Origin of the sequence: Streptomyces sp. CG4, from assembly GCF_041080655.1 — a bacterium.
Taxonomy (GTDB): domain Bacteria; phylum Actinomycetota; class Actinomycetes; order Streptomycetales; family Streptomycetaceae; genus Streptomyces.
This window is the reverse complement of the sequence record NZ_CP163525.1, coordinates 8,635,010-8,654,849: the sequence shown is the minus strand read 5'-3', so window position 1 is coordinate 8,654,849 and position 19,840 is coordinate 8,635,010. Positions and strand designations below refer to the sequence as shown.

Genomic DNA, 19,840 nt, shown 5'->3' with positions numbered 1-19,840 from the left:
CGGCCCTCCGCCCGGTCGAGGCGGATGACCAGGTCGTCCAGCCGGGTGAGCAGCTCGTCGGGCGCGAAGCCGGCGTCGGCGAGGGTCCGTTCGCGGTGCGCAGGCGGCCCATCGTGGCGGGCGGCCTGTTGATTCTCCTGCGCACGCTCCTCCCCCTTGGCCGGCCCCCTTGGGCGGTCCCGGTGTGGGACAGGGGAGGGCGGGGCAGCGCCAGCCAATGGTCCGCGGCTGGGCGACGAAGGTATGGGGCGGGCTAGAGGGGCGTCGACGCCGACGGCACGAACGGTGCCCCGTGTCCCGGCACGATCAGCGCCGGGCCGAGGGCCAGGACCTTCTCCCTGGCCGCCCGCAGCCGCTCGCGGTCGGGCGCGAAGGGGTCGTCGGCCGGCCCCTCGGCGGTCCACCACAGATGGGTCAGGACCACCAGGCCCTCGGTGGCCGTGACCAGGGTGCTGACGTCCTCGGCGGTGTGACCGGGGGTCGTCATGAGCGTGATCGACGGCGACAGCTGGTATCCGTCGGCGTCGCGGTCCTCCCATATGTCGTTCTGGTAGATCGCCATGTGGTCGTGGAAGCGGGCCCGGGGGAACAGGGCCGCGTTCAGTGTGTGGTCCGGGTGGTGGTGGCTGAAGATCACGTCGGTGACGTCTTCGGGGTCCAGTCCGTGGTCCGCGAGCGGGTCCAGGATGAGTCGGCGGTCCGCGACCATGCCGGGATCGACGACCGCGACCGTCTCACCGTCGACGAGCAGGGTGACGGTGCCGGCCACCCGCGTGTCGGCGTAACCGGTGGTCAGGACGTGGAAGGCAGCGGTCATGAAGGGGCTCCTCGGGTGATGGGTGGGTGCGAACGGCTGAGGGCGACCCCGGCCTCCACCGCACCCGGAGCTGGACGTGGAGCCGGATCCGTGTGGTAGCCGGGTGGGCGTTTCCAGGCGTGCCGCTGGCCGAGCCACACGCCGTTACGCCCCGGCCGCCGCAATGAACTCGCGCACGGCAGTGCGCGGGTCCCCCGAGCGGACCAGTGCCTCGCCGACCAGCACCACGTCGGCACCCCAGCCGCGGTACTCCGCCACATCCTCCGGGCCCGTCACTCCGGATTCCGCGACCTTGACGGTGCCTTCCGGAATGGCCGTCACGAGCTCGGCGAACACTTTGCGATCCACGTCCAGCGTGGTCAGGTCCCGCGCGTTGATGCCGAGGAGCTCGGCTCCCGCAGCGACAGCGCGCCGCACTTCGTCGGCCGTGTGCGCCTCCACCAGCGGCGTGAGACCCAACTCCTTGCACAACTCCATCAGGTCGGCGAGCTGACCGTCGTCCAGCGACACGACCATGAGAAGCGCGAGATCGGCGCCGTGCGCGCGGGCCTCCCACAGCTGGTAGGGGTCGACGATGAAATCCTTGCGCAGGACGGGCACGTCGACCCGGGCACGTACGGCGTCCAGATCGGCGAGGGAGCCGCCGAAACGCCTGCGCTCGGTGAGCACGCTGATCGCGGCGGCGCCGCCGGCCGCGTACTGGGCCGCGAGGGAGGCGGGGTCGGGGATGTCCGCGAGCGCCCCCTTGCTGGGGCTCTTTCGCTTCACCTCGGCGATGATGGACACCCCGGGCGCCCGGAAACCGGGCAGCGGGTCGAGCGCGGGTGCCGCGTCCGCCGCCCGGGAGCGAAGCTCCGCCAACGGCGTGGCGCGTTTACGCTCTTCCAAGTCCTCGCGAACTCCCTCGAGGATCCCATCCAGAACGCTCATCGTCATCTCCCTGTCGAATCGTCTGCAGCTTCGGACGTCACCCGGCTTGAGTGAGGCCGTGCATCACCCACATCCAAGTCGTACTCAAAGAAGTTTATTTGGGATTGATCATGGCCTGCGTACCGGCTTGCCACGGGGCGCGGAAGTTGAACTTCTCGCGGATGACCCGTGAAGTGTCGTGCTCTTGGACGAGCAGCTCCATGCCGGCGCTCGACGCTCTGCATGCAGCCTCGTGGCCACCAGCAGCAGTTGGACCAGCATCAGCACGGCGGCGCGCAGGCCGAAGAACTCGGCGCCCGTGAGCACCCCGTCGCGCCGGTCCCAGCGTTCAGGAACAAGACCTCGGTGATCGCCAAGTTGACGATGACAAACGTCCACAGCGCCCACCGCGCCGCGACGACCAGAGGTACGGTGCGTTGCGATGTAAATGTCAGAGGTGCCGTCGAAGGCATCTGGTAGCTACTCACTCCTCACCCGGCGGCCCGTCCCGGCTGCCGTCGCCCGGTACGTTGAGTGATTAACGCCTTAACCGCAAGGCGTCACAGGGCGTTGGGGTACACATGACGAACTCGCGTCTTGTCGGCACGCGCGGAGGGTTCGCCCGAGCGCAGGTGTTCCCTCAGCCACTGCTCGGTGTGGCTCACGTGCAGCAGCGCGGCGGCCTGGCTGAGGGTGGCGTCGTGGGCGTTGAGCCGTTCGACGTCGTCGCGGGCCTCACGCATGGCGTCCAAGTGCCGCTCGACCTCGGCCAGTTGCTCATCAGAGATCCGCGTCGCGGCAAGGGACGTGGCCATCGGTTCGAGGAGCCGCCGTACCTCCATGAGGTCCCGCAGGGCGGCCGAGTCGCCCTGCAGCAGCTCCACCGCACCGCCGAGCCCCGCCAAGAGGAGACTCGGCTGCAGGCTGGTCACATATGTGCCGTCGCCACGCCTGACCTCCAGGACACGCGCCACGGCCAGTGCCTTGACCGCTTCGCGGGCAAGGTTGCGGGACAGGCCCAGCTGCACGGCCAGGTCCGCCTCTGGTGGGAGCTTCGAACCCGGAGGCAGCGCACCGGTCCGGATCAGCTCACGGATCTGCTCGATGGCCTTGTCCGTCAGAGACACCGCACATCCCTCCCCCACCGTGCCTCGCGAGGACGTCCGACCTGATCAGCCCCCGCGCGCGCAGATCGTCCCAGAGGCCGTCCGGGACGCGCTGACCATGGAGTTCCACGTTTCGTCCGACCTGTTCCGCAGTCCGCATGCCGAGGGTGACGTTGATGACACTGGGATGGGTGTGCGGGAAGGCGATCGCGGCGGCGGGCAGGCTGGTCCCGTGCGCCTCGCAGACCTCGGCGATCGCACGGGCGCGGACGACCAGAGTCGGCGGGGCGTCCCGGTAGTCGTACGTCATGCCCTCGGCGGGCCGGTCGCGGGAGAGCAGTCCCGAGTTGAACACGCCCACCGCCACCACGCTCTTGCCGAGTTCCCGCGCGGCGGGCAGGACGTCGTCCAGCGCCGACTGGTCCAGGAGCGTGTAGCGGCCGGCGAGCATCACCACGTCGGCGGCCGTCTCGCGCAGGAAGCGGGCGAGCATCGCCGACTGGTTCATACCGGCGCCGATCGCTCCGATCACACCCTGGTCCCGCAGTTCGGCGAGCGCGGGCATGGCCTCCTGGGCGGCCTGCCGCCAGTGGTCGTCCGGATCGTGCAGGTAGACGATGTCCAGCCGGTCCAGGCCGGTACGCTCCAGTGTGTCCTCTATCGAGCGGAGTACGCCGTCGCGGCTGAAGTCCCATTGCCGGCGCAGGTCGTCCCGTACGACGAAGCCCTCGGTGTCGACGCCGCGTGGCTCCTCGTTGGGCACCAGCAGCCTGCCCACCTTGGAGGAGATGACGTACTCGTCGCGCGGGCGACCTCGCAGGGCGGCGCCCAGGCGGCGCTCGGAGAGGCCGAGGCCGTAGTGCGGTGCGGTGTCGAAATACCGCAGGCCGGCCTCCCAGGCCGCATCGACGGCGGCGGTCGCGTCGTCGACTGGGGTGACGCGGTAGAGGTTGCCGATCACAGATGCCCCGAAGCCGAGCTCGGTGAGTGAGACGGACGTGTTCTCGATCTTCCGCTGGTGCAAGACGTGCTCCTGGGATGCGGGTGATGGGGCGCCGGTCAGCGTCTGACGTGGGGCGAACCGCCCGCGATGAGCGCCTCGACCTCGGCGAGCGAGGCCATGGAGACGTCTCCGGGCGTGGTCATGGTGAGCGCGCCGTGGGCGGTGCCGTAGGCCAGGGCCCGCTCCAGGCCGGCGTTGTCGAGCAGTCCGTGGATCAGGCCGGCGGCGAAGGCGTCGCCGGAGCCGATGCGGTCCAGGACCTGCAGGCCGGGCATCCGGGGGCCGGGGATGAAGCCGGTTTCGGCGGACCAGGCGGCCGAGGACCAGTCGTTGACTCCGGCCGATGGTACGCCGCGCAGGGTCGTCGCCAGTACTTTCGCCGCGGGCAGCAGGTCGGCCACCTCGGCGAGGGCGTCCGCCACTTCGTCGTCCCCGATGCGCGCCTGTCCCGGGTACGTCCCGGCCATCCCCAGGGCGCCCACGACGACGTCGGCGTGCCGGGCGAGCCGCAGGTCGGCCGCGCGGGCGGCGTCGGCGCCGCCCCGGCCGGCCCAGAGGCTGGGGCGGTGGTTGGGGTCGTAGGAAACGGTGACGCCGTGGCGGCGGGCCGCGGCCATGGCCTCGTCGGCGACGTCCACCGTGGTGTCGGACAAGCCCGCGAAGATGCCGCCGGTGTGGAACCAGCGCACGCCGGCCGAGAACACCGCGTCCCAGTCCACGTCACCCTTCCGCAACTGGGAGACGGCGGTGTGCGCACGGTCGCTGACGCCCAGCGCGCCGCGGATGCCGTAGCCCCGTTCTACGAAGTTGAGGCCGTTGCGGGCGGTGCGGCCGATGCCGTCGTCGGGCACCCAGCGGATCAGCGAGGCGTCGACGCCGCCCTGGAGGATCAGGTCCTCGACGAGCCGGCCCACCGTGTTGTCGGCGAGGGCGGTCACGACGGCTGTGCGCAGCCCGAAGCAGCGGCGCAGTCCGCGTACGACGTTGTACTCGCCGCCGCCCTCCCAGACCTGGAAGGAGCGGGCGGTGCGGATCCGTCCCTCGCCCGGGTCGAAGCGCAGCATCACCTCGCCGAGGGCCACCACGTCGGTCACGTCATGCTCCTCTCCACCGCCTCGGCGGTCAGTCGGCGGATCTCCTCGTAGTCGCCGCGCTCCAGGTGGGCGGCGGTGGCCATCCAGCTGCCGCCGACCGCGAGGACCGCCGGGTCGGCGAGGTAGGCGGCCAGGCGGGAGGCGTCGATCCCGCCGGTCGGCACGAAGCGCGCCTGGGGGAAGGGCGCCGCGAGCGCCCGCAGCGTCCGCAGGCCGCCGAGCGGCTCGGCGGGGAAGAGCTTGACGGTGTCGAGGCCCGCCTTCAGGGCGTGCATCAGCTCGGTGGCGGTGGCGATACCGGGCACCACGGGCACCCCCAGCTCGCGGCACTTGGCGACGACCTCCTCGTCGAAGCCGGGGGACACCACGAAGCGGGCCCCGGCCGCCACCGCCCGCTCCGCCTGCTCGGGCGTGCGGACCGTGCCGGCGCCGACGGTGAGCCCGCCATGCGCGGCCATCGTCTTGAGCACCCGCTCGGCGTCCGGTGTGCGGAAGGTGACCTCGGCACACCGGGCCCCGCCCGCGGTGAGCGCGTCGGCGAGTGGGCCGGCGGTGGCCGCGGACGGCACGGTCAGTACGGGCAGGAGACGGGCCCCGGCCAGTGCGGTGGCCGGGTCGGGGCCGCTCATCGGCCGAGCCATCCGCCGTCGACGGGCAGGACGACGCCGTGGAGGTAGGCGGCGGCGTCCGAGGCGAGGAACACCGTGGCGCCCGCCAGGTCGTCGGCGTCGCCCCAGCGGCCGGCCGGGATCCGGTCCAGGATCGCCCTGCTGCGCACCGGGTCGTCCTGCAGGGCCTGGGTGTTGTCGGTGGCGATGTAGCCGGGCGCGAGGGCGTTGACGTTCACCCCGTGCGGAGCCCACTCGTTGGCCAGCGCCTTGGTCAGACCGGCGATGCCGTGCTTGGCGGCGGTGTAACCGGGCACGGTGATGCCGCCCTGGAAGCTGAGCAGCGACGCCGTGAAGATGACCTTTCCTTCGCCACGTGCCACCATCGAGGCGCCGACCGCCTGGGTCAGCGCGAACTGTGCGTTGAGGTTGACCTGGAGCACCAACTCCCAGTCAACGTCGGCATGTTCAGCGGCCGGAGCGCGACGGATCGTGCCCGCGTTGTTGACCAGGATGTCCACCGGGCGCTCGCGTCCGGCGAGGTCCGCGCCCAGGGCTCGTACGGCGGCGGGGTCGGCGAAGTCGGTGCGGATCGCCTCGAAGGAACGGCCCGCGGCGTGCACGTCCTTCTCCACCGCGCTGCCGGACTCCTCCAGCGCGGCGCTCACCCCGATGACGTCCGCACCGGCCTCGGCCAGCGCGCGGGCCATGGCCCGGCCGATACCGCGCCGGGCCCCGGTGACGACAGCGAGCCTCCCGGTGAGGTCGAAGGCGGTCATGCGGCCGCTCCCTCGGTGTTGTCGGTGCAGTCCACGAGGATCTTCATCACGTCGCCGCCGCCCTCCAGGGCCTCGAACGCGGCCTGCGCCTGTGTGAGGGGGACGACCTTGCTGATGAGGCGCTCGGCCGGGATCGTGCCGTCCGCGACCAGGGTCACCGCGCGCTCGAAGTCGTCACGGTCGTACAACCGGGCGCCCACCAGGGTGAGTTCGCGCCAGAAGAAGCGGTGCAGGTTCACCTCACGGGGGCGGGGGTGGATGGCGACGAGGCAGAGACGGCCGCGTACGCCCAGCACGTCGACGGCCGTGTCCACGCCGCCCGCCGCGCCGGACACCTCGAAGGCGACATCCGCGCCCGCATCCCGCGTCCACTCGCCGACCAGGGCACCGATGTCGTCCGCGGCCGGGTCCCAGACGGTCAGCCCCAACTCCTCGGCCAGCAGCCGACGGTGGGCGCTCGGCTCCACCACCCGCACCTCGGCACCCGCGGCCCGTGCGACCAGCGCGATCAGCACACCGACCGGCCCGCCACCGACCACCACGGCCTTCTCGCCCTCGGCGACCTTCGCCCGGCCCACGTCGTGCACGGCCACCGCCGTCGGCTCGACGAGCGCGGCCCGGCCCAGGGCGAGGGAGTCCGGCAGCCGGATCAGGGTGGAGGCGGGCACCGTCCAGCGCTGCTGCATCGCGCCCGGGGAGTCGATGCCGATGAAGTCCAGGTGCTGGCAGACGTGCTGGTGCCCGGCGCGGCAGGCCGGGCAGCTGCCGTCCCAGCGCAGCGGCATCACGGTGACCGCGTCACCGGCCCGCCAGCCCTCCACGCCCGGCCCGACGCGCACGACCCGGCCGGACATCTCATGCCCCAGAACGGCGGGCGTCTGGACCCGGGCGTCCATGTCGCCGTGGAAGATGTGCAGATCGGTACCGCAGATACCGACGTAGGCGGGAGCCAGCTCCACCTCGCCCGGACCGGGTGGCGCGCCGATCACCGCAGCGGTGTCCAGGGAGCGGGCGGAAACATAACGCACAGCAAGAGTCATCGTGATCCCAGGGTCCCTTCAGCGCGGACGCCGATGGTCAGCAGCAGGTTGGCGTAGGTACAGGTGTCGGCGGTGACGATCGCCAGCGCCAGGTCGGGCGAGCGGGCGGCGTCGTAGAACTCGAAGCGGCCGAGCGTGTCGACCGGGAGGGGCGCCAGCATCGCGCGGTACTCGGCGATGGCGGGCGGTTCCGGTTCGCCCGCGGGCGGCACCATGACGTGGGCCGCCTCGACGGGCAGGGCGCGCAGCAGGACGTCGAGCACGGTGGTGACGTCGAGCAGGCCGGGGGCCAGGTTGAGGTGGACGGTCCGGGCACGCTCGCCGGTGGCGGTGCTCGCGGGGTAATGGCCGTCCGCGAGCAGGACACGCGATCCGTGCCCGGCTCCGGCCAGGGATTCGAGGATCCCAGGGTGCAGCAGTTCCGTCAGGAGCACGGTGTGCCCTCCTTCGCGGGGGCGGGGGTCGGGTGGTAGAAGGCGGTCGCGGTGCCGGCGAGCACCGCGTGGATCTCGGTGCCGGAGCAGCCGTCCAGGAGTTCCTCGACGGTGGCGGCCCAGCGGTTCCATCCGGCGGCGAGGAGGCAGACCGGCCAGTCGGAGCCGAACATCAGCCGGTCGGGACCGAAGGCGGAGAGCAGGACGTCCCACACGGGGCGGATGTCGTCGATGGTCCACGTCTCGTGTTCGGCCTCCGTGATCAGGCCCGACACCTTGCAGCGGACCTGGGGATGCCTGGCCAGTGCGCGCACCAGCCGGGTCCAGTCGGTGAGATCCTGCCGGGCGAGCGGCGGCTTGCCGGCGTGGTCCAGGACGAGCGGCAGCTCGGGGAGGCGTTCCGCGAGACGGATCGCCTGCGGGAGCTGGTGGCTGCGGATCAGCACGTCGTATCCGAGCCCGCGCTCGCCGACCGCTGCCAACCCCCGTTCCACGTCGGGTCGTTGGAGCCAGTGCGGATCGGACTCGCCCTGCACGACGTGGCGCAGGGCCCGCAGGTACCGGCCCCCGTGCCCGGTCCGCAGGTCGTCGAGTACGTCGCCGATCGCGGGGGACGTCAGGTCCGCCCAGCCGACCACGGCACCGATCAGCGGGTCGCAGTCGGCCAGGGCGAGGAGGTCGCGGGTCTCGGGCACGGACGCGATGCACTGGACGACCACCGTGCTCGTCAGTCGTCGCCCGGCGATCGGCCGGGTCGCGGCCGATCGCAAGGCGTGCGAGCTGAAGCTGCGGCGGATCGGCTCGTGCGCGGGCTCGTCCAGCCAGGGCTGCGGCCGGACGTCCAGGTCCCAGACGTGGTGGTGGGCGTCGACGAGGGCCTGGGCCTCAGACACGAGCGGTCCAGACGGGGCCGTCGGGGTAGGCGTACTCCTTGAGGGACTCGGGGTGCATCTGCGCGCTCAGCCCCGCCAGTGTGGGCGCCAGGTAGTGGCCGTCGACGATGCGCACCGGGTCGACGAAGTGCTCGTGCAGGTGGTCGACGTACTCGATGACGCGGTCCTCGGTCGTGCCGGAGACCGCGACGTAGTCGAACATCGACAGGTGCTGCACCATCTCGCACAGGCCCACGCCACCCGCGTGCGGGCAGACGGGCACGCCGAACTTCGCGGCGAGCAGCAGGATCGCGATGTTCTCGCCCACGCCGCCGACCCGTGCGGAGTCGATCTGCACGATGTCCACTGCGCCGGCCTGGAGGAGCTGCTTGAAGACGACCCGGTTGGCGATGTGCTCGCCGGTGGCGACCTTGATGGGGCCGACGGCCTGGCGCACGGCGGCGTGGCCGAGGATGTCGTCGGGGGAGGTGGGCTCCTCGATCCAGTACGGCTGGTAGGGGGCCAGTGCGCTCATCCAGTCGATCGCGGCCTGGACGTCCCATCTCTGGTTGGCGTCTACGGCGATGCGGATGGAGTCGCCGACCGTCTCGCGCGCGGTGCGCATGCGCCGGATGTCGTCCTCCAGGTCCGCGCCGACCTTCAGCTTGATCTGGGTGAAGCCGTCGGCGACGGCCTCGCGGGCCAGGCGGGCCAGCTTCTCGTCGGAGTAGCCGAGCCAGCCGGGGGTGGTGGTGTAGGCGGGGTAGCCCTGGTCGAGCAGGCGGCCGATGCGCTGTTCGCGGCCGGGCTCGGCGCGGCGCAGGATCTCCAATGCCTCATCGGGGGTGAGGGCGTCGGACAGCCAGCGGAAGTCGACCTGTGCGACCAGGTCCTCGGGTGACATCTCGCCGAGGAAGCGCCACACGGGCTTGCCGGCCCGCTTGGCGGCCAGGTCCCAGGCGGCGTTGACGACCGCGCCGGTGGCCATGTGGATGGCGCCCTTCTCCGGGCCCAGCCAGCGCAGTTGCGGGTCGTGAACGAGGGAGCGGGAGAACGCGCCGAGGTCGGCACAGACGTCGTCGACCGACAGGCCCACCACGTACGGGGCGAGGGCGGCGATGGCGGCGGCCTGGACGTCGTTGCCGCGGCCGGTGGTGAAGGCCAGGGCGTGGCCCTCCAGGCCGTCGCCGGCATCGGTGCGCAGCACGACGTAGGCGGCGGAGTAGTCGGGTTCGGGGTTCATCGCGTCCGACCCGTCCAGGTGCTCGGACGTCGGGAACCGCACGTCCAGCACGTCCAGGGCGGTGATACGGGCAGAGGCCGCAGAAGCGGACAGGGCGGATGACATGGCGGCAACTCCTGTGAGGTGCGGGGGCGATACGGCCCCTTGCGGCGAGAGGGGGGTGCGGCGGAGGGTGCCGGGCGGCCCGGACGGCCGCCGGGTTCACTCCTGGACCTTGCCGCCGGTGATGCGCGAGATGGTCAGGGCGACCAGGATGATCAGGCCGTTGAGGGCGCCGATCCACTGGGCGGGGACACCGGCCAGCGTGAGCACGTTCTGGATCATGAAGAGCAGCAGGATTCCGCTGAACGCCCCGAACATGGTGCCCTTGCCGCCGTTCAGGCTGATCCCGCCGATGACGGCGGCGGCGAAGACGGTGAAGATGTAGCCGTTGCCCTGCGCCGAGGCAACCGAGGCGAGGCGTCCGGAGAGCATCAGTCCGGCGAGGGCGGCGAGGACGCTGCCGGTGACGATGACGATCCACAGCACCCGGTCGGTGCGGATGCCGGCTGCCTTCGCCGCGTCGACGTTGCCGCCGATGGCATACAGCGAGCGGCCGAAGCTGGTCCAGCCGAGCACCACGATGGCGACGGCGAACAGCACCAGGCAGACCCAGATGGACGCGGGCATCCCGAACCATTCGGCGGTGCCCAGGTAGAGCATCGACTGCGGCAGCTGGAAGAAGGTCTGGCCGCCGGAGATGCCGGTGAGGACGCCGCGCAGGACGATCAGCATGCCGAGGGTGACGATGAAGCCGTTGAGGCCGAAGCGGATGATCAGCAGGGCGTTGATCACGCCGACGAGCGCGCCCACGGCCAGGGTGACGGGAATGGACCACGCGCCGGGGAGCAGTCCGAGTCCGTGGCCCGCGCCGGCCGGCACGACCAGCCAGGCCGCGACGCCGGGCGCGAGGCCCATGGTGGACTCGAGCGACAGGTCCATCTTCTTGACGATCAGGATCATCGTCTGGGCGAGGACCAGCAGGGCCATCTCGGACATGGTCTGCAGGACGTTGAGGAGGTTGTCGGCCTGCAGGAAGACCGGGTTGACGATCTGGCCGACGATCGCGATGACCACGATGGCCGGGACGAGCGCGAGGTCGCGCAGCCGGGCCAGGGGAATCCGGCCGCCGAGCAGCACGGTCCGCCTGGGCTTGGGTTCCACGGCCTTGGCGGCTGCGTCTGCGAGGACGGTTTCAGGCATTGAGGTCCACTCCTTCCATCGCGGCCACGAGGTCGTGGTCGTGCCAGCCGCGGGCGATCTCCGAAGTCACACGGCCCTGGAACATCACCAGGACCCGGTCGCACATGCGCAGGTCGTCGAGTTCGTCGGAGGCGATGAGCACTCCGGTGCCGGTGGCCGCGGTCTCCTCGACCTTGCCGAGGAGGAACTCCTTGGAGCGCACGTCCACGCCCGCGGTCGGGTTGATCAGGACCAGCAGCCGGGGGGCGTCGGCGAGGGCGCGGGCCATGACGACCTTCTGCTGGTTGCCTCCGGACAGTGCCGAGACCGGCAGTTCGGGACCGGGAGTCTTGATCGCGAGGTTCTCGATCATGCCCTCGGCGAGCCGGTCCCGGCGGCTGCGGCTGAGGAACCCGCCCTGGCCGATCCTGCGGGGAACGGACAGGGTGGCGTTGTCCGCGATCGACATGTCGGGAACGAAGCCCTGGTGGTGCCGGTCCTGGGGGACGAACCCGGCACCGGCGGCGAGCGCGGCGGGCACGCTGCCCGGCCGGGGCCGCCTCCCGGCGATCTCCACCTCGCCCGCCGCTGCCGCCCGAAGTCCTACGACGGTCTCGGCGACCTCGGTACGACCGCTGCCGGCAGCCCCCGCGAGGCCGACGATCTCGCCGGCCGCGATCTCGAAGCCGACGTCGTCGTATCCGTCGCCCCGCAGAGCGCGAACGCTCAGTGCGGCCGTGGCACCGGGGGCGAGGACTCTCGTGCGTTCCTCGCGCCGGTCGGTCGCCGCCTCGCCGGTCATGGCGGCGACGAGGTCGGCGCGGGGAAGGTCCGCGACCGGTGCGGTCACGATGTGCCGGGCGTCGCGGAACACCGTCACCATGTCGCAGATCTCGTAGATCTCCTGGAGGTGGTGGCTGATGAACAGAAAGGTCACGCCCTGGCGTTGCAGGTCGCGGATGCGGTCGAAGAGGCGGTTGATGGCCGCCCCGTCGAGTTGGGCGGTCGGCTCGTCGAGGATGATGAACCGGGCCCCGAAAGACAGCGCGCGAGCGATCTCGACGAACTGCCGCTGCTCGACGCCCAGATCACTGGCCGGGGTCCGCGGGTCGACGTCCACCGACCAGGTCGACAGCAGGTCCTGTGCGCGGCGACGGGTGGCCTGCCAGCTGATGAGCCGGCTCTGTCCGTGGTCGTGCCGGTTCAGGAAGAGGTTCTCGGCGACGGTCAGTGTGGGGATGATCGTCGACTTCTGGTAGACGCAGGCCACGCGTTGCCGCCAGGCGTCACGGTCGCTGGGCCGGGGAGCCGGCTCGCCGCCGAAGGTCACCGTACCCTCGTCGGGGGCCTGAAGGCCGGTGAGGACCGACACCAGGGTCGACTTCCCGGCTCCATTGCGGCCGACCAGCGCGTGGGTCTCGCCGGGCCGGATGGTGATCCGGGCGCCGTTCAGGGCCACCGTCGGACCGAATCGTTTGACTATGCCCGCCGCCTCGACCACGGGCGGGTCCGAGGGGGGCCGCCCGCCGTCCGCCGGGGCGGGCGCGGGGGCGACTGCTCGCTCTCTGTCGCTCATCTCAACCGCCTTGTTCTCGTGGGCCGTTGTTACGGAAGACGAATCAGCCGAGGTTGTTGCCCCACAGCGCCTTGTCGTCGCTCTTGACGCTGGGGACGCCGCCGTAGCTGGCGCCGTCGGCGGTGACGAGCGGGGCGGAGAGCTGGTCCTCCAGCACGCCGTCGCGGACCTGGATGATGGTGCTGTCGTGGTCGGTCTTGCCGGGCTTGAACGTCTTCCCGTCGATCGCGGCCTTGACGTAGTACAGGGCGTACTTGGCGTAGAGGTCGGCCGGCTGCGAGACCGTGGCGTCGATCTTGCCCTCGGCGATGGACTTGAGTTCCTCGGGGATGCCGTCGTTGGACACGACGAACACGTGCTTCCTGTCCTTCGGACCCACCAACAGGCCCTTCTGCTTGAGGACTTGGAGCGTGCCGGACAGCGCGAAGCTGGCCTCCATGTAGACGCCCTTGATGTCCGGGTCGGCCGTCAGGTCGGTCTGCAGTTTCTGGGCGGCGACCGCGCCGTCCCAGTTGGTGGCCTCGCCGAACACCTTGATGTCCGGGTAGTTCTTCTTCATGCAGTCGTTGAACGCCTCGGTGCGGTCGCGGCCGTTGATGGAGGAGAGGTCGCCCTGGAGCATGACGACCTTGCCCTTGCCACCGAGCTTTGTGCCGAGGTATTGGCAGGCCTTCTCGCCATAGGCGCGGTTGTCGGCGCGTACGACCATGTAGACCTTGCCGGTGTCGGGGCGGGTGTCGACGGTGACGACGGGGATCTTCTTCGCCTCCAGCTGCGCGAGGGTCGGAGCGATGGCGGCGGTGTCCTGCGGGGCCATCGCGAGACCCTTGACGCCCTGACTGATGAACGTCTGTGCGTTGGCGGTGAGTTTGGCGACGTCGTTCTGCGAGTTGGTCGTCTTCAGGTCCAGGCCCAGCTGCTTGCCGTACTGGGGCGTGTACTTGATGTAGGAGTTCCAGAAGTCGGTGTCGGAACGCGGGTAGTCGACGCCGACGAGCGGCGCGCCGCCGGACCCGGTGCCGGAGCCGCTGCTGCAGGCGCTGAGCAACGTCAGGGCGGACAGGACGGAGACGGCTGAACAGAGGGCGGTTCTGACTCTCATCGGTGCTTCCTCGCGCCGGTCCCGTAGCGGGAGATGTTTCGCCTCGACGACATCTGCGTATCGCCGTGCGGAAGAGATGGGATGTTTATAGGCGCGCCCTCGGTACCCTGTCTACCCCACAGCCGAATGGGCATCAAAGTGCCAGTTCATGACCCATGCGGGATTCCGGACGGCACCAAGAAGGCAAGATCCATCCCATCAATTCTCGGGTTTGGTTGATCCAAATCGGCCATGAAGCCCTGACAGACATTCCATGTCTGGCCAGTCGCATATCGCAACAGATCGGCCTCAAATAGAGCCAACTCCCGGGTCGCTCAGCGCTTTTCATCCCTGCACACCGGTTGACATCCCAGGGAGACATGGCGGACCTTCATGCGTAACAAGCGGCGCCCTGTATTCCCCTCCCCCTTCTGCACCAGGGATGTCTCCATGTCGAGTTCGATCAACAGACGCCACTTCCTGGCCGGTGCCACCTGCGTCGCCGCGGCGGCCGTTGCCGGAGGTGTGTTCGACGCCGGTACCGCCCGGGCGGCACCCAGCACGTATACGCCCGACTGGAACTCTGTCGACCAGCACCCGCCGGCCCCGGAGTGGTTCCAGGACGCCAAGTTCGGCATCTACTTCCACTGGGGCGTCTTCAGCGTCCCCGCCTACGACAACGAGTGGTACCCGCGCACCATGTACCAGGCGGGCAGCAACGCCAACCAGCACCACATCGCGACCTACGGCCAGCCATCGGCATGGCCGTACCACAACTTCATCAACGGGGCGCAGGACCTGGCGGGCAACTTCGTGAAGTTCGCGCCGAAACTGAAGTCGGCGGGCGGGAAGTTCGACCCCGACGAGTGGGTGCAGCTGTTCGTCGACGCCGGCGCCAGGTTCGCCGGCCCGGTCGCCGAGCACCATGACGGCTTCTCCATGTGGGACAGCCAGGTCAACGAGTGGAACTCGGTGAAGAAGGGCCCGGGGCTCGACCTGCTGCGGCTCTTCTCCACGGCCATCCGCGCCAAGGGCCTCAAGCTGCTGGTGGCCATGCACCACGCGTACCACTTCAACGGCTTCTACGAGTTCGTCCCCGCCCAGACGGACCCCAGCCTCAAGAAGCTCTACGGGCAGCTGGGCTCGGCCGCGGAGAACCAGCTCTGGTTCGACAAGCTCAAGGAGGTCATCGACCGTACCCAGCCCGACATCCTGTGGCAGGACTTCAAGATGGACGCCGTGGACGAGACACAGCGCCTGAACTTCCTGTCGTACTACTACAACCAGGCGGGCAGCTGGGGCAAAGAGGTCGTCGCCACCTACAAGGACGGCATGAACGCCAAGGGCGAGGTCTTCGACTACGAACGTGGCGGCCCGGCCGACATCACCACCCCGTACTGGCTGACCGACGACAGCATCTCCAGCTCCAGCTGGTGCTACACCCAGGGCATCGGCTACTACACCGTCCAGCAGATGCTGCACTCGTTCATCGACCGGGTCAGCAAGAACGGCAACATGCTGCTGAACATCGCGCCGATGGCCGACGGCACCATCCCCCAGGCGCAGAAGGACATCCTGCTCGGTATCGGGGACCACCTGAAGCGCTTCGGCGAGTCGCTGTACTCGACGCGCGCCTGGACGGCGTACGGCGAGGGCCCGACGAAGATGGGCGGCGGTGCGTTCACCACCCCACACGCCGGCACGCCCCAGGACATCCGCTTCACCCGCAACAAGGCGAACACCGTCCTGTACGCCACCGTCCTGGGCTGGCCCGGCAGTTCACTGACGATCAAGACCCTCGGCTCGGACCGGATCACCCTCTCGTCGCTGACCTCGGTGAAGCTCCTCGGCACCACCGCCGGCACCTACATCGACCTGCCCACGCCGGCCCAGAGCTCCTCCGGCCTCACGGTCACCCTGCCGTCCTCGGCCCCGTACAGCGCGGGCGCCTACGTCCTGAAGCTCGCCTTCTCCGGCACCATCCCGGGCCTGCGGCCGCTCGCCGGCACCCTCGCCTCCACGGACGTCAACTACGGCGGCAACTCGGCCGTACTCGCCGTCGGTGACTACACCACGGCCGACCTCACCTCGGCCGGGCTGGGCGCGGGCAGCATCTCCTCCCTCCGGCCGGCCCCCGGCTACCAGGTGACCGGCTACTCCGGGGACAACTTCACCGGCACCTCCTGGACGTTCACCGCCGAGAACCCCGACCTGCGGGTCACCGGCAACAACGACCAGATCGCCTCGCTGAGGGTCCAGTTCAACCCGGCGGCGTACTTCCGGCTCACCAACGCCACCGACGGACTCGCCCTGGACAGCGGCGGCGGCGTGGCCTCCGGGTCCGACCTCAAGCAGTGGACGTGGAACGGCAGCTCCAACCTGCAGTGGCAGGCGGAGGCGGTCGGCGACGGCTTCTACCGGCTGGTCAACCGGACGAACGGCATGGTCGCCGACGGCTGGGGCGCCACCGACAACGGCTCTCCGGCCCGACAGGCTCCCTGGAACGGCGGTACCAACCAGCAGTGGAAGATCACTTCCCGGGGCGGCGACGCCTACTCGATCGCCAACCGCACCACCGGCCTGGTCCTCGACGGCGGTGGCAACGTCGACTCGGGCTCCGTCACCAAGCAGTGGGCGTACGGCAGCAGCACCAACCTGCTGTGGTCCTTCACGGCCGTCTGATCTCTTTCCGCGGACCCCCGCCGCCGCCCGGATTCCGTTCCAAGTCGGCCGGGCGGCGGTGGGTCACCACGACGACGGGTCACCGCTCCCCTCCCCCACGACCACGCCCCGCCGACCGGACACAGGAGTCCCCTTGACCGACAGCGCCATCAACCGCAGACGGTTCCTCACCGCGGCCGCACTGAACGCGGGAGCCGCGGCCCTGCCCGGCGGTCTGCTCTCGGGCAGGTCGGTGGCGGCCGTCCCCCCGCAGATCACCCTCCCCGAGCGCGGCATCCACGACACGTCCCCGGCCTCCTCCTGGACCGACGGCTTCCTCACCGGCAACGGCGAATACGGGGCCGTGCTGCACGGCGCTCCCGCTTTGGAGAAGGTGGTCTTCAACTACCAGCGGCTGGTGCTGCCGAACGGCACCCGTGACGTGACCCCGCCGGTGATCTCCGGCCGTCTGGAAGGCGCACGCGACAAAGCACTCGCGGGTGACTACGCGGGCGCCAACCGGGACTTCGCCGCGGGCTGGTCGCTGCGTTGGACGCAGGCCTATCACCCCGCGTACGAACTGCACATCGACACGCCCGGCATGACCACGGTCAACGACTACGCACGGGTCACCGACTTCCGTACCGGCGAGGTGAGTTGCGCAGGCCGGCGCCAGGTGCGCACGGCGAGTCCTCCGCCGTCGGTCGCGTACGGGATCCACGTGCGCCCTGCCTCGTCCGCCGGCCCGAGGGCCGCGGGATCCAGGAGGCGCGCCGTCTCGACGAGCCCTGCTCGGACCGGGTGCGACCTGCTGCCGCCCGAGCGTCGGAGGAGCACGTCCCAGTCGCCCTCGGCGAGGTCCCAGTGACGTTTGTCGAGGACGGCCCGTACGCTGCGGTCGCCGCCCATGTCGGGCTGTTCGAACTGAATCCCCGCAGTGGCGGCGATGTTCTCGCTCCGGGGGTGCAGGACCAACTGCCAGTTCCGGGGCACCGACTGACCGGCGGACACCTCGAAGGCGAGCGAGCCTCCGGGCACCACCCGGCAGTCGACCGTGACCGGCCGGCTGCGCCGGGCAACGCCCAGGCCGGACAGCCCGGTCAGCCGCCGCAGACCGGCCGCGGCCTTCGACGAGGCGCGCCCGCTCTTCGGGCCGAGGGCGGCCGTCCGCCCGCGTTCGGCGTCGTTCTCGACCGGGCGGCGGTCCCGGACCACGAGGCCGTCCTCGCCGTGCGTAATGATCTCGCGGGGCGCGCGCCTCACTCTGCTCATTCCGAACTCCTCGTGGCCTTGGTCCGCACCTCCATCCCATCGCGGGCCCCTGCGATGTTCACTCCGCCGACCAGCGGGAGCACCCCCGCCGACAGGCTGATCGGTGACCATCCTTCGACCTGCGCATCGCCACCGTCGAACACCGGTCAGGCATCCGCCCTGGTGTCGTACGCCCGCTGGCTGCTCTGGATCTCTTCGCTGTGCTCGACGGTCCAGTCGTAGAGGTGTCCGAACGGCTCGCGCAGGGACTGGCCCAGGGGCGTGAGCGAGTACTCGACGCCGACCGGTGAGGTCGGCAGCACCGTACGCCGAATCATGCCGTTGCGCTCGAGACGGCGCAGTGTCTGGGTGAGGACACGTTGGGTCACGCCCTCCAGACCTCGCTAAGGCTCATTGAACCGGGTGAGCCGCGGGCGCCGTCGCCGACGTTAGGTATGCATCGCAAACCTACATGCCTGCTCGACCCTGCGCGTGAGCACCGAACACGGCGTCGCCCGGATCGTCCTCGACAATCCCCCGGTGAACGCGCTCGGAACGACGATGATGCGCGAGCTGCGGACGGTGCTGACCGGCCTCAAGGACGATTCAACCGTCCGCGTGATCGTCTTCTCGAGTGCCGACCCGGAATTCTTCATCGCTCACGTGGACATGCGCATCGGGGAAGAGACGGACACCCTCCAGGAACTCGCTGCATCCGCGTCGGCAGACGTCAACGTGTTCCAGGCGATCGGTGAGCTGATTCGCCATCAGCCCCAGGTGACCATCGTGAAGCTCGCCGGGAAGGCCCGCGGAGGCGGCGCGGAATTCGTGGCCGCGGCGGACATGGCGTTCGCCGCCATGGAGACCGCCGGACTCGGTCGGATCGAAGCGCTCATGGGCATCATCCCCGGCGGAGGCGGAACGCAGTACCTCCGGGACCGCGTGGGTCGCAACCGCGCACTGGAGGTGGTCCTCACCGCCGACCTGTTCGATGCCGAGACCGCAGCGTCCTACGGCTGGATCAACCGGGCCCTGCCGACCCACGAGCTCGACGAGTTCGTCGACCGTATCGCCCGTAACATCGCCACGCTGCCCGACGGTGTCATCGAAGCGGCCAGGCGCTCGCTGCCCGCCGATGACTTCAAGGAAGGGCTCCTCCGTGAGAACGACGCCTTGGCTTCTACGATCAGTCTGCCGGCCGCTCAACACCTGATCAGCGGAGCCCTGCAGGACGGGGCGCAAACACCGGCAGGCGAACGCGACCTTGAGAGACTGATGCGCAGCGTCGCGCGCTGATTGCCGCCATCCCGTCTCGGCTCCCTCTAGGGCACCGAGGCACGGCTGGCTCTCGATGTCGGGGGACCGAGGCCAGCCGCGCCTGAGGAAGGAGACGGACCGACCCCGGCCCTGATGTCTGGTCAGCCGCCGCTGACGGTCAGGTTGTTGGTGTTGAAGTTGAGTCCGCCGGACGACGAGGTGATCTCATAGCCGAACTGCACGTCGCCGATGACCTCGTTGCCGGGCATCCAGCCCTTGGTGTAGGCGATCCAGTTGAGGACCTGCTTGACGTCCACGGTGCCGGAGTCGGAGTTGGACGTCCGCAGGAACGAGAACACCTGGTTCGACCCGTTGGTGCCCTTGTAGACGTCCCAGTTGTGGCCGCCGAGCGTGACGTTGGCCTGCCAGCTGCCGATCGGGCCGACGGCTCCGGTGTGGTTGACCCAGAGCATGATCTCGTACTGGTGGGCGTTGTCCCAGATGTCGTACGACGTGTTGTACGCGCCGGACGACGGGACGCTGACGTTGTAGTCGCTGGTGAGCCGGCTGAGGGTGTCGATCGACTTGTTGATCGACTTCGTCGAGTTGGCGTAGGACTTGATACCGCCGGTGTTGGGGTGGTCGGCCCAGACTCCCCAACCGGTCCCGGAGTTGGCCCAGATGCACTGGCCGCCCGCACCGGAGCCCCAGATGTTGTTGTAGAGCCTGTAACCGTCCAGGCTGGTGCTGGCCCACTGGTCGCAGGAGTTCCAGACGGCGGCCGAAGCGCGGGCGGAGGCGAGGCCGACGGTGGCGCCGAGCGCCATCGCCGACGCGAGCACCGCCATGGTTATCTTGCCTGTTCTGCTTTTCACCATGCTGTCCCTT

Annotated in this window: 19 protein-coding genes; 3 read left to right on the top strand and 16 right to left on the bottom strand. The window is 69.9% G+C overall.

Going from position 1 to position 19,840, the window contains the following annotated elements; genetic code table 11:
• Positions 1 to 253 precede the first annotated feature (253 nt).
• The 14 genes from AB5L52_RS39920 to AB5L52_RS39855 all read right to left on the bottom strand — a co-directional run bounded on the left by AB5L52_RS39920 (position 254) and on the right by AB5L52_RS39855 (position 13,804).
• Positions 254 to 817 (bottom strand): MBL fold metallo-hydrolase, encoded by a 564-nt coding sequence (locus AB5L52_RS39920; protein ID WP_369368141.1) that lies wholly within the window; start codon positions 815 to 817, stop codon positions 254 to 256.
• A 144-nt stretch (positions 818 to 961) separates the two neighbouring features.
• Positions 962 to 1,747, bottom strand: a complete 786-nt coding sequence (trpC, locus tag AB5L52_RS39915; RefSeq protein ID WP_369368140.1) for an indole-3-glycerol phosphate synthase TrpC — start codon at positions 1,745 to 1,747, stop codon at positions 962 to 964.
• 539 nt (positions 1,748 to 2,286) lie between these two features.
• Positions 2,287 to 2,853 carry a FadR/GntR family transcriptional regulator gene (locus AB5L52_RS39910; protein WP_369368139.1) on the bottom strand — a complete coding sequence of 189 codons (567 nt, stop codon included), beginning with the start codon at positions 2,851 to 2,853 and terminating at the stop codon, positions 2,287 to 2,289.
• Entirely contained in the window at positions 2,816 to 3,856 is a 1,041-nt protein-coding gene (locus AB5L52_RS39905) for an aldo/keto reductase (RefSeq protein WP_369368138.1), read from the bottom strand. Before AB5L52_RS39905 ends, AB5L52_RS39910 begins: the two co-directional genes overlap by 38 nt.
• Before the next feature lie 35 nt (positions 3,857 to 3,891).
• Entirely contained in the window at positions 3,892 to 4,929 is a 1,038-nt protein-coding gene (locus AB5L52_RS39900; protein ID WP_369368137.1) for a sugar kinase, read from the bottom strand.
• On the bottom strand, positions 4,926 to 5,558 hold the full coding sequence (locus tag AB5L52_RS39895; protein WP_369368136.1) for a bifunctional 4-hydroxy-2-oxoglutarate aldolase/2-dehydro-3-deoxy-phosphogluconate aldolase: 633 nt from the start codon (positions 5,556 to 5,558) through the stop codon (positions 4,926 to 4,928). The genes AB5L52_RS39900 and AB5L52_RS39895 overlap by 4 nt, the downstream gene beginning before the upstream one ends.
• The gene (locus AB5L52_RS39890; RefSeq protein WP_369368135.1) at positions 5,555 to 6,316 is read right to left on the bottom strand and encodes an SDR family NAD(P)-dependent oxidoreductase; all 762 of its coding nucleotides are present in this window, start codon (positions 6,314 to 6,316) and stop codon (positions 5,555 to 5,557) included. The genes AB5L52_RS39895 and AB5L52_RS39890 overlap by 4 nt, the downstream gene beginning before the upstream one ends.
• Complete coding sequence (locus AB5L52_RS39885) at positions 6,313 to 7,356, bottom strand: zinc-binding dehydrogenase (protein WP_369368134.1); 1,044 nt, start codon at positions 7,354 to 7,356, stop codon at positions 6,313 to 6,315. The genes AB5L52_RS39890 and AB5L52_RS39885 overlap by 4 nt, the downstream gene beginning before the upstream one ends.
• Positions 7,353 to 7,790 (bottom strand): RbsD/FucU domain-containing protein, encoded by a 438-nt coding sequence (locus tag AB5L52_RS39880; protein ID WP_369368133.1) that lies wholly within the window; start codon positions 7,788 to 7,790, stop codon positions 7,353 to 7,355. The genes AB5L52_RS39885 and AB5L52_RS39880 overlap by 4 nt, the downstream gene beginning before the upstream one ends.
• Positions 7,781 to 8,683: an amidohydrolase gene (locus tag AB5L52_RS39875; RefSeq protein WP_369368132.1), complete on the bottom strand. Its 903-nt coding sequence runs from the start codon at positions 8,681 to 8,683 to the stop codon at positions 7,781 to 7,783. Before AB5L52_RS39875 ends, AB5L52_RS39880 begins: the two co-directional genes overlap by 10 nt.
• Positions 8,676 to 10,010 (bottom strand): enolase C-terminal domain-like protein, encoded by a 1,335-nt coding sequence (locus AB5L52_RS39870; protein WP_369368131.1) that lies wholly within the window; start codon positions 10,008 to 10,010, stop codon positions 8,676 to 8,678. Before AB5L52_RS39870 ends, AB5L52_RS39875 begins: the two co-directional genes overlap by 8 nt.
• A 96-nt stretch (positions 10,011 to 10,106) precedes the next feature.
• Positions 10,107 to 11,147 (bottom strand): ABC transporter permease, encoded by a 1,041-nt coding sequence (locus AB5L52_RS39865; RefSeq protein ID WP_351562678.1) that lies wholly within the window; start codon positions 11,145 to 11,147, stop codon positions 10,107 to 10,109.
• The gene (locus AB5L52_RS39860; protein ID WP_369368130.1) at positions 11,140 to 12,702 is read right to left on the bottom strand and encodes a sugar ABC transporter ATP-binding protein; all 1,563 of its coding nucleotides are present in this window, start codon (positions 12,700 to 12,702) and stop codon (positions 11,140 to 11,142) included. Before AB5L52_RS39860 ends, AB5L52_RS39865 begins: the two co-directional genes overlap by 8 nt.
• Before the next feature lie 43 nt (positions 12,703 to 12,745).
• Complete coding sequence (locus AB5L52_RS39855) at positions 12,746 to 13,804, bottom strand: sugar ABC transporter substrate-binding protein (protein WP_369368129.1); 1,059 nt, start codon at positions 13,802 to 13,804, stop codon at positions 12,746 to 12,748.
• Positions 13,805 to 14,233: 429 nt separating this feature from the next.
• Between AB5L52_RS39855 and AB5L52_RS39850 the strand changes: the two genes are divergently transcribed.
• Together AB5L52_RS39850 and AB5L52_RS39845 are read left to right on the top strand one after the other, a co-directional pair.
• Positions 14,234 to 16,465, top strand: a complete 2,232-nt coding sequence (locus AB5L52_RS39850) for an alpha-L-fucosidase (RefSeq protein ID WP_369368128.1) — start codon at positions 14,234 to 14,236, stop codon at positions 16,463 to 16,465.
• Between the two features lie 133 nt (positions 16,466 to 16,598).
• The gene (locus AB5L52_RS39845) at positions 16,599 to 17,312 is read left to right on the top strand and encodes a glycoside hydrolase N-terminal domain-containing protein (RefSeq protein ID WP_369368127.1); all 714 of its coding nucleotides are present in this window, start codon (positions 16,599 to 16,601) and stop codon (positions 17,310 to 17,312) included.
• Positions 17,313 to 17,862: 550 nt separating this feature from the next.
• Here the strand turns inward: AB5L52_RS39845 and AB5L52_RS39840 are convergent.
• The gene (locus AB5L52_RS39840) at positions 17,863 to 18,084 is read right to left on the bottom strand and encodes a winged helix-turn-helix transcriptional regulator (protein ID WP_369368126.1); all 222 of its coding nucleotides are present in this window, start codon (positions 18,082 to 18,084) and stop codon (positions 17,863 to 17,865) included.
• Positions 18,085 to 18,187: 103 nt separating this feature from the next.
• Between AB5L52_RS39840 and AB5L52_RS39835 the strand changes: the two genes are divergently transcribed.
• Positions 18,188 to 18,991, top strand: a complete 804-nt coding sequence (locus AB5L52_RS39835) for an enoyl-CoA hydratase/isomerase family protein (protein ID WP_369368125.1) — start codon at positions 18,188 to 18,190, stop codon at positions 18,989 to 18,991.
• A gap of 122 nt (positions 18,992 to 19,113) precedes the next feature.
• Here the strand turns inward: AB5L52_RS39835 and AB5L52_RS39830 are convergent, their stop codons facing one another.
• Positions 19,114 to 19,830: a hypothetical protein gene (locus AB5L52_RS39830; RefSeq protein WP_369368124.1), complete on the bottom strand. Its 717-nt coding sequence runs from the start codon at positions 19,828 to 19,830 to the stop codon at positions 19,114 to 19,116.
• Between the last annotated feature and the right edge of the window lie 10 nt (positions 19,831 to 19,840).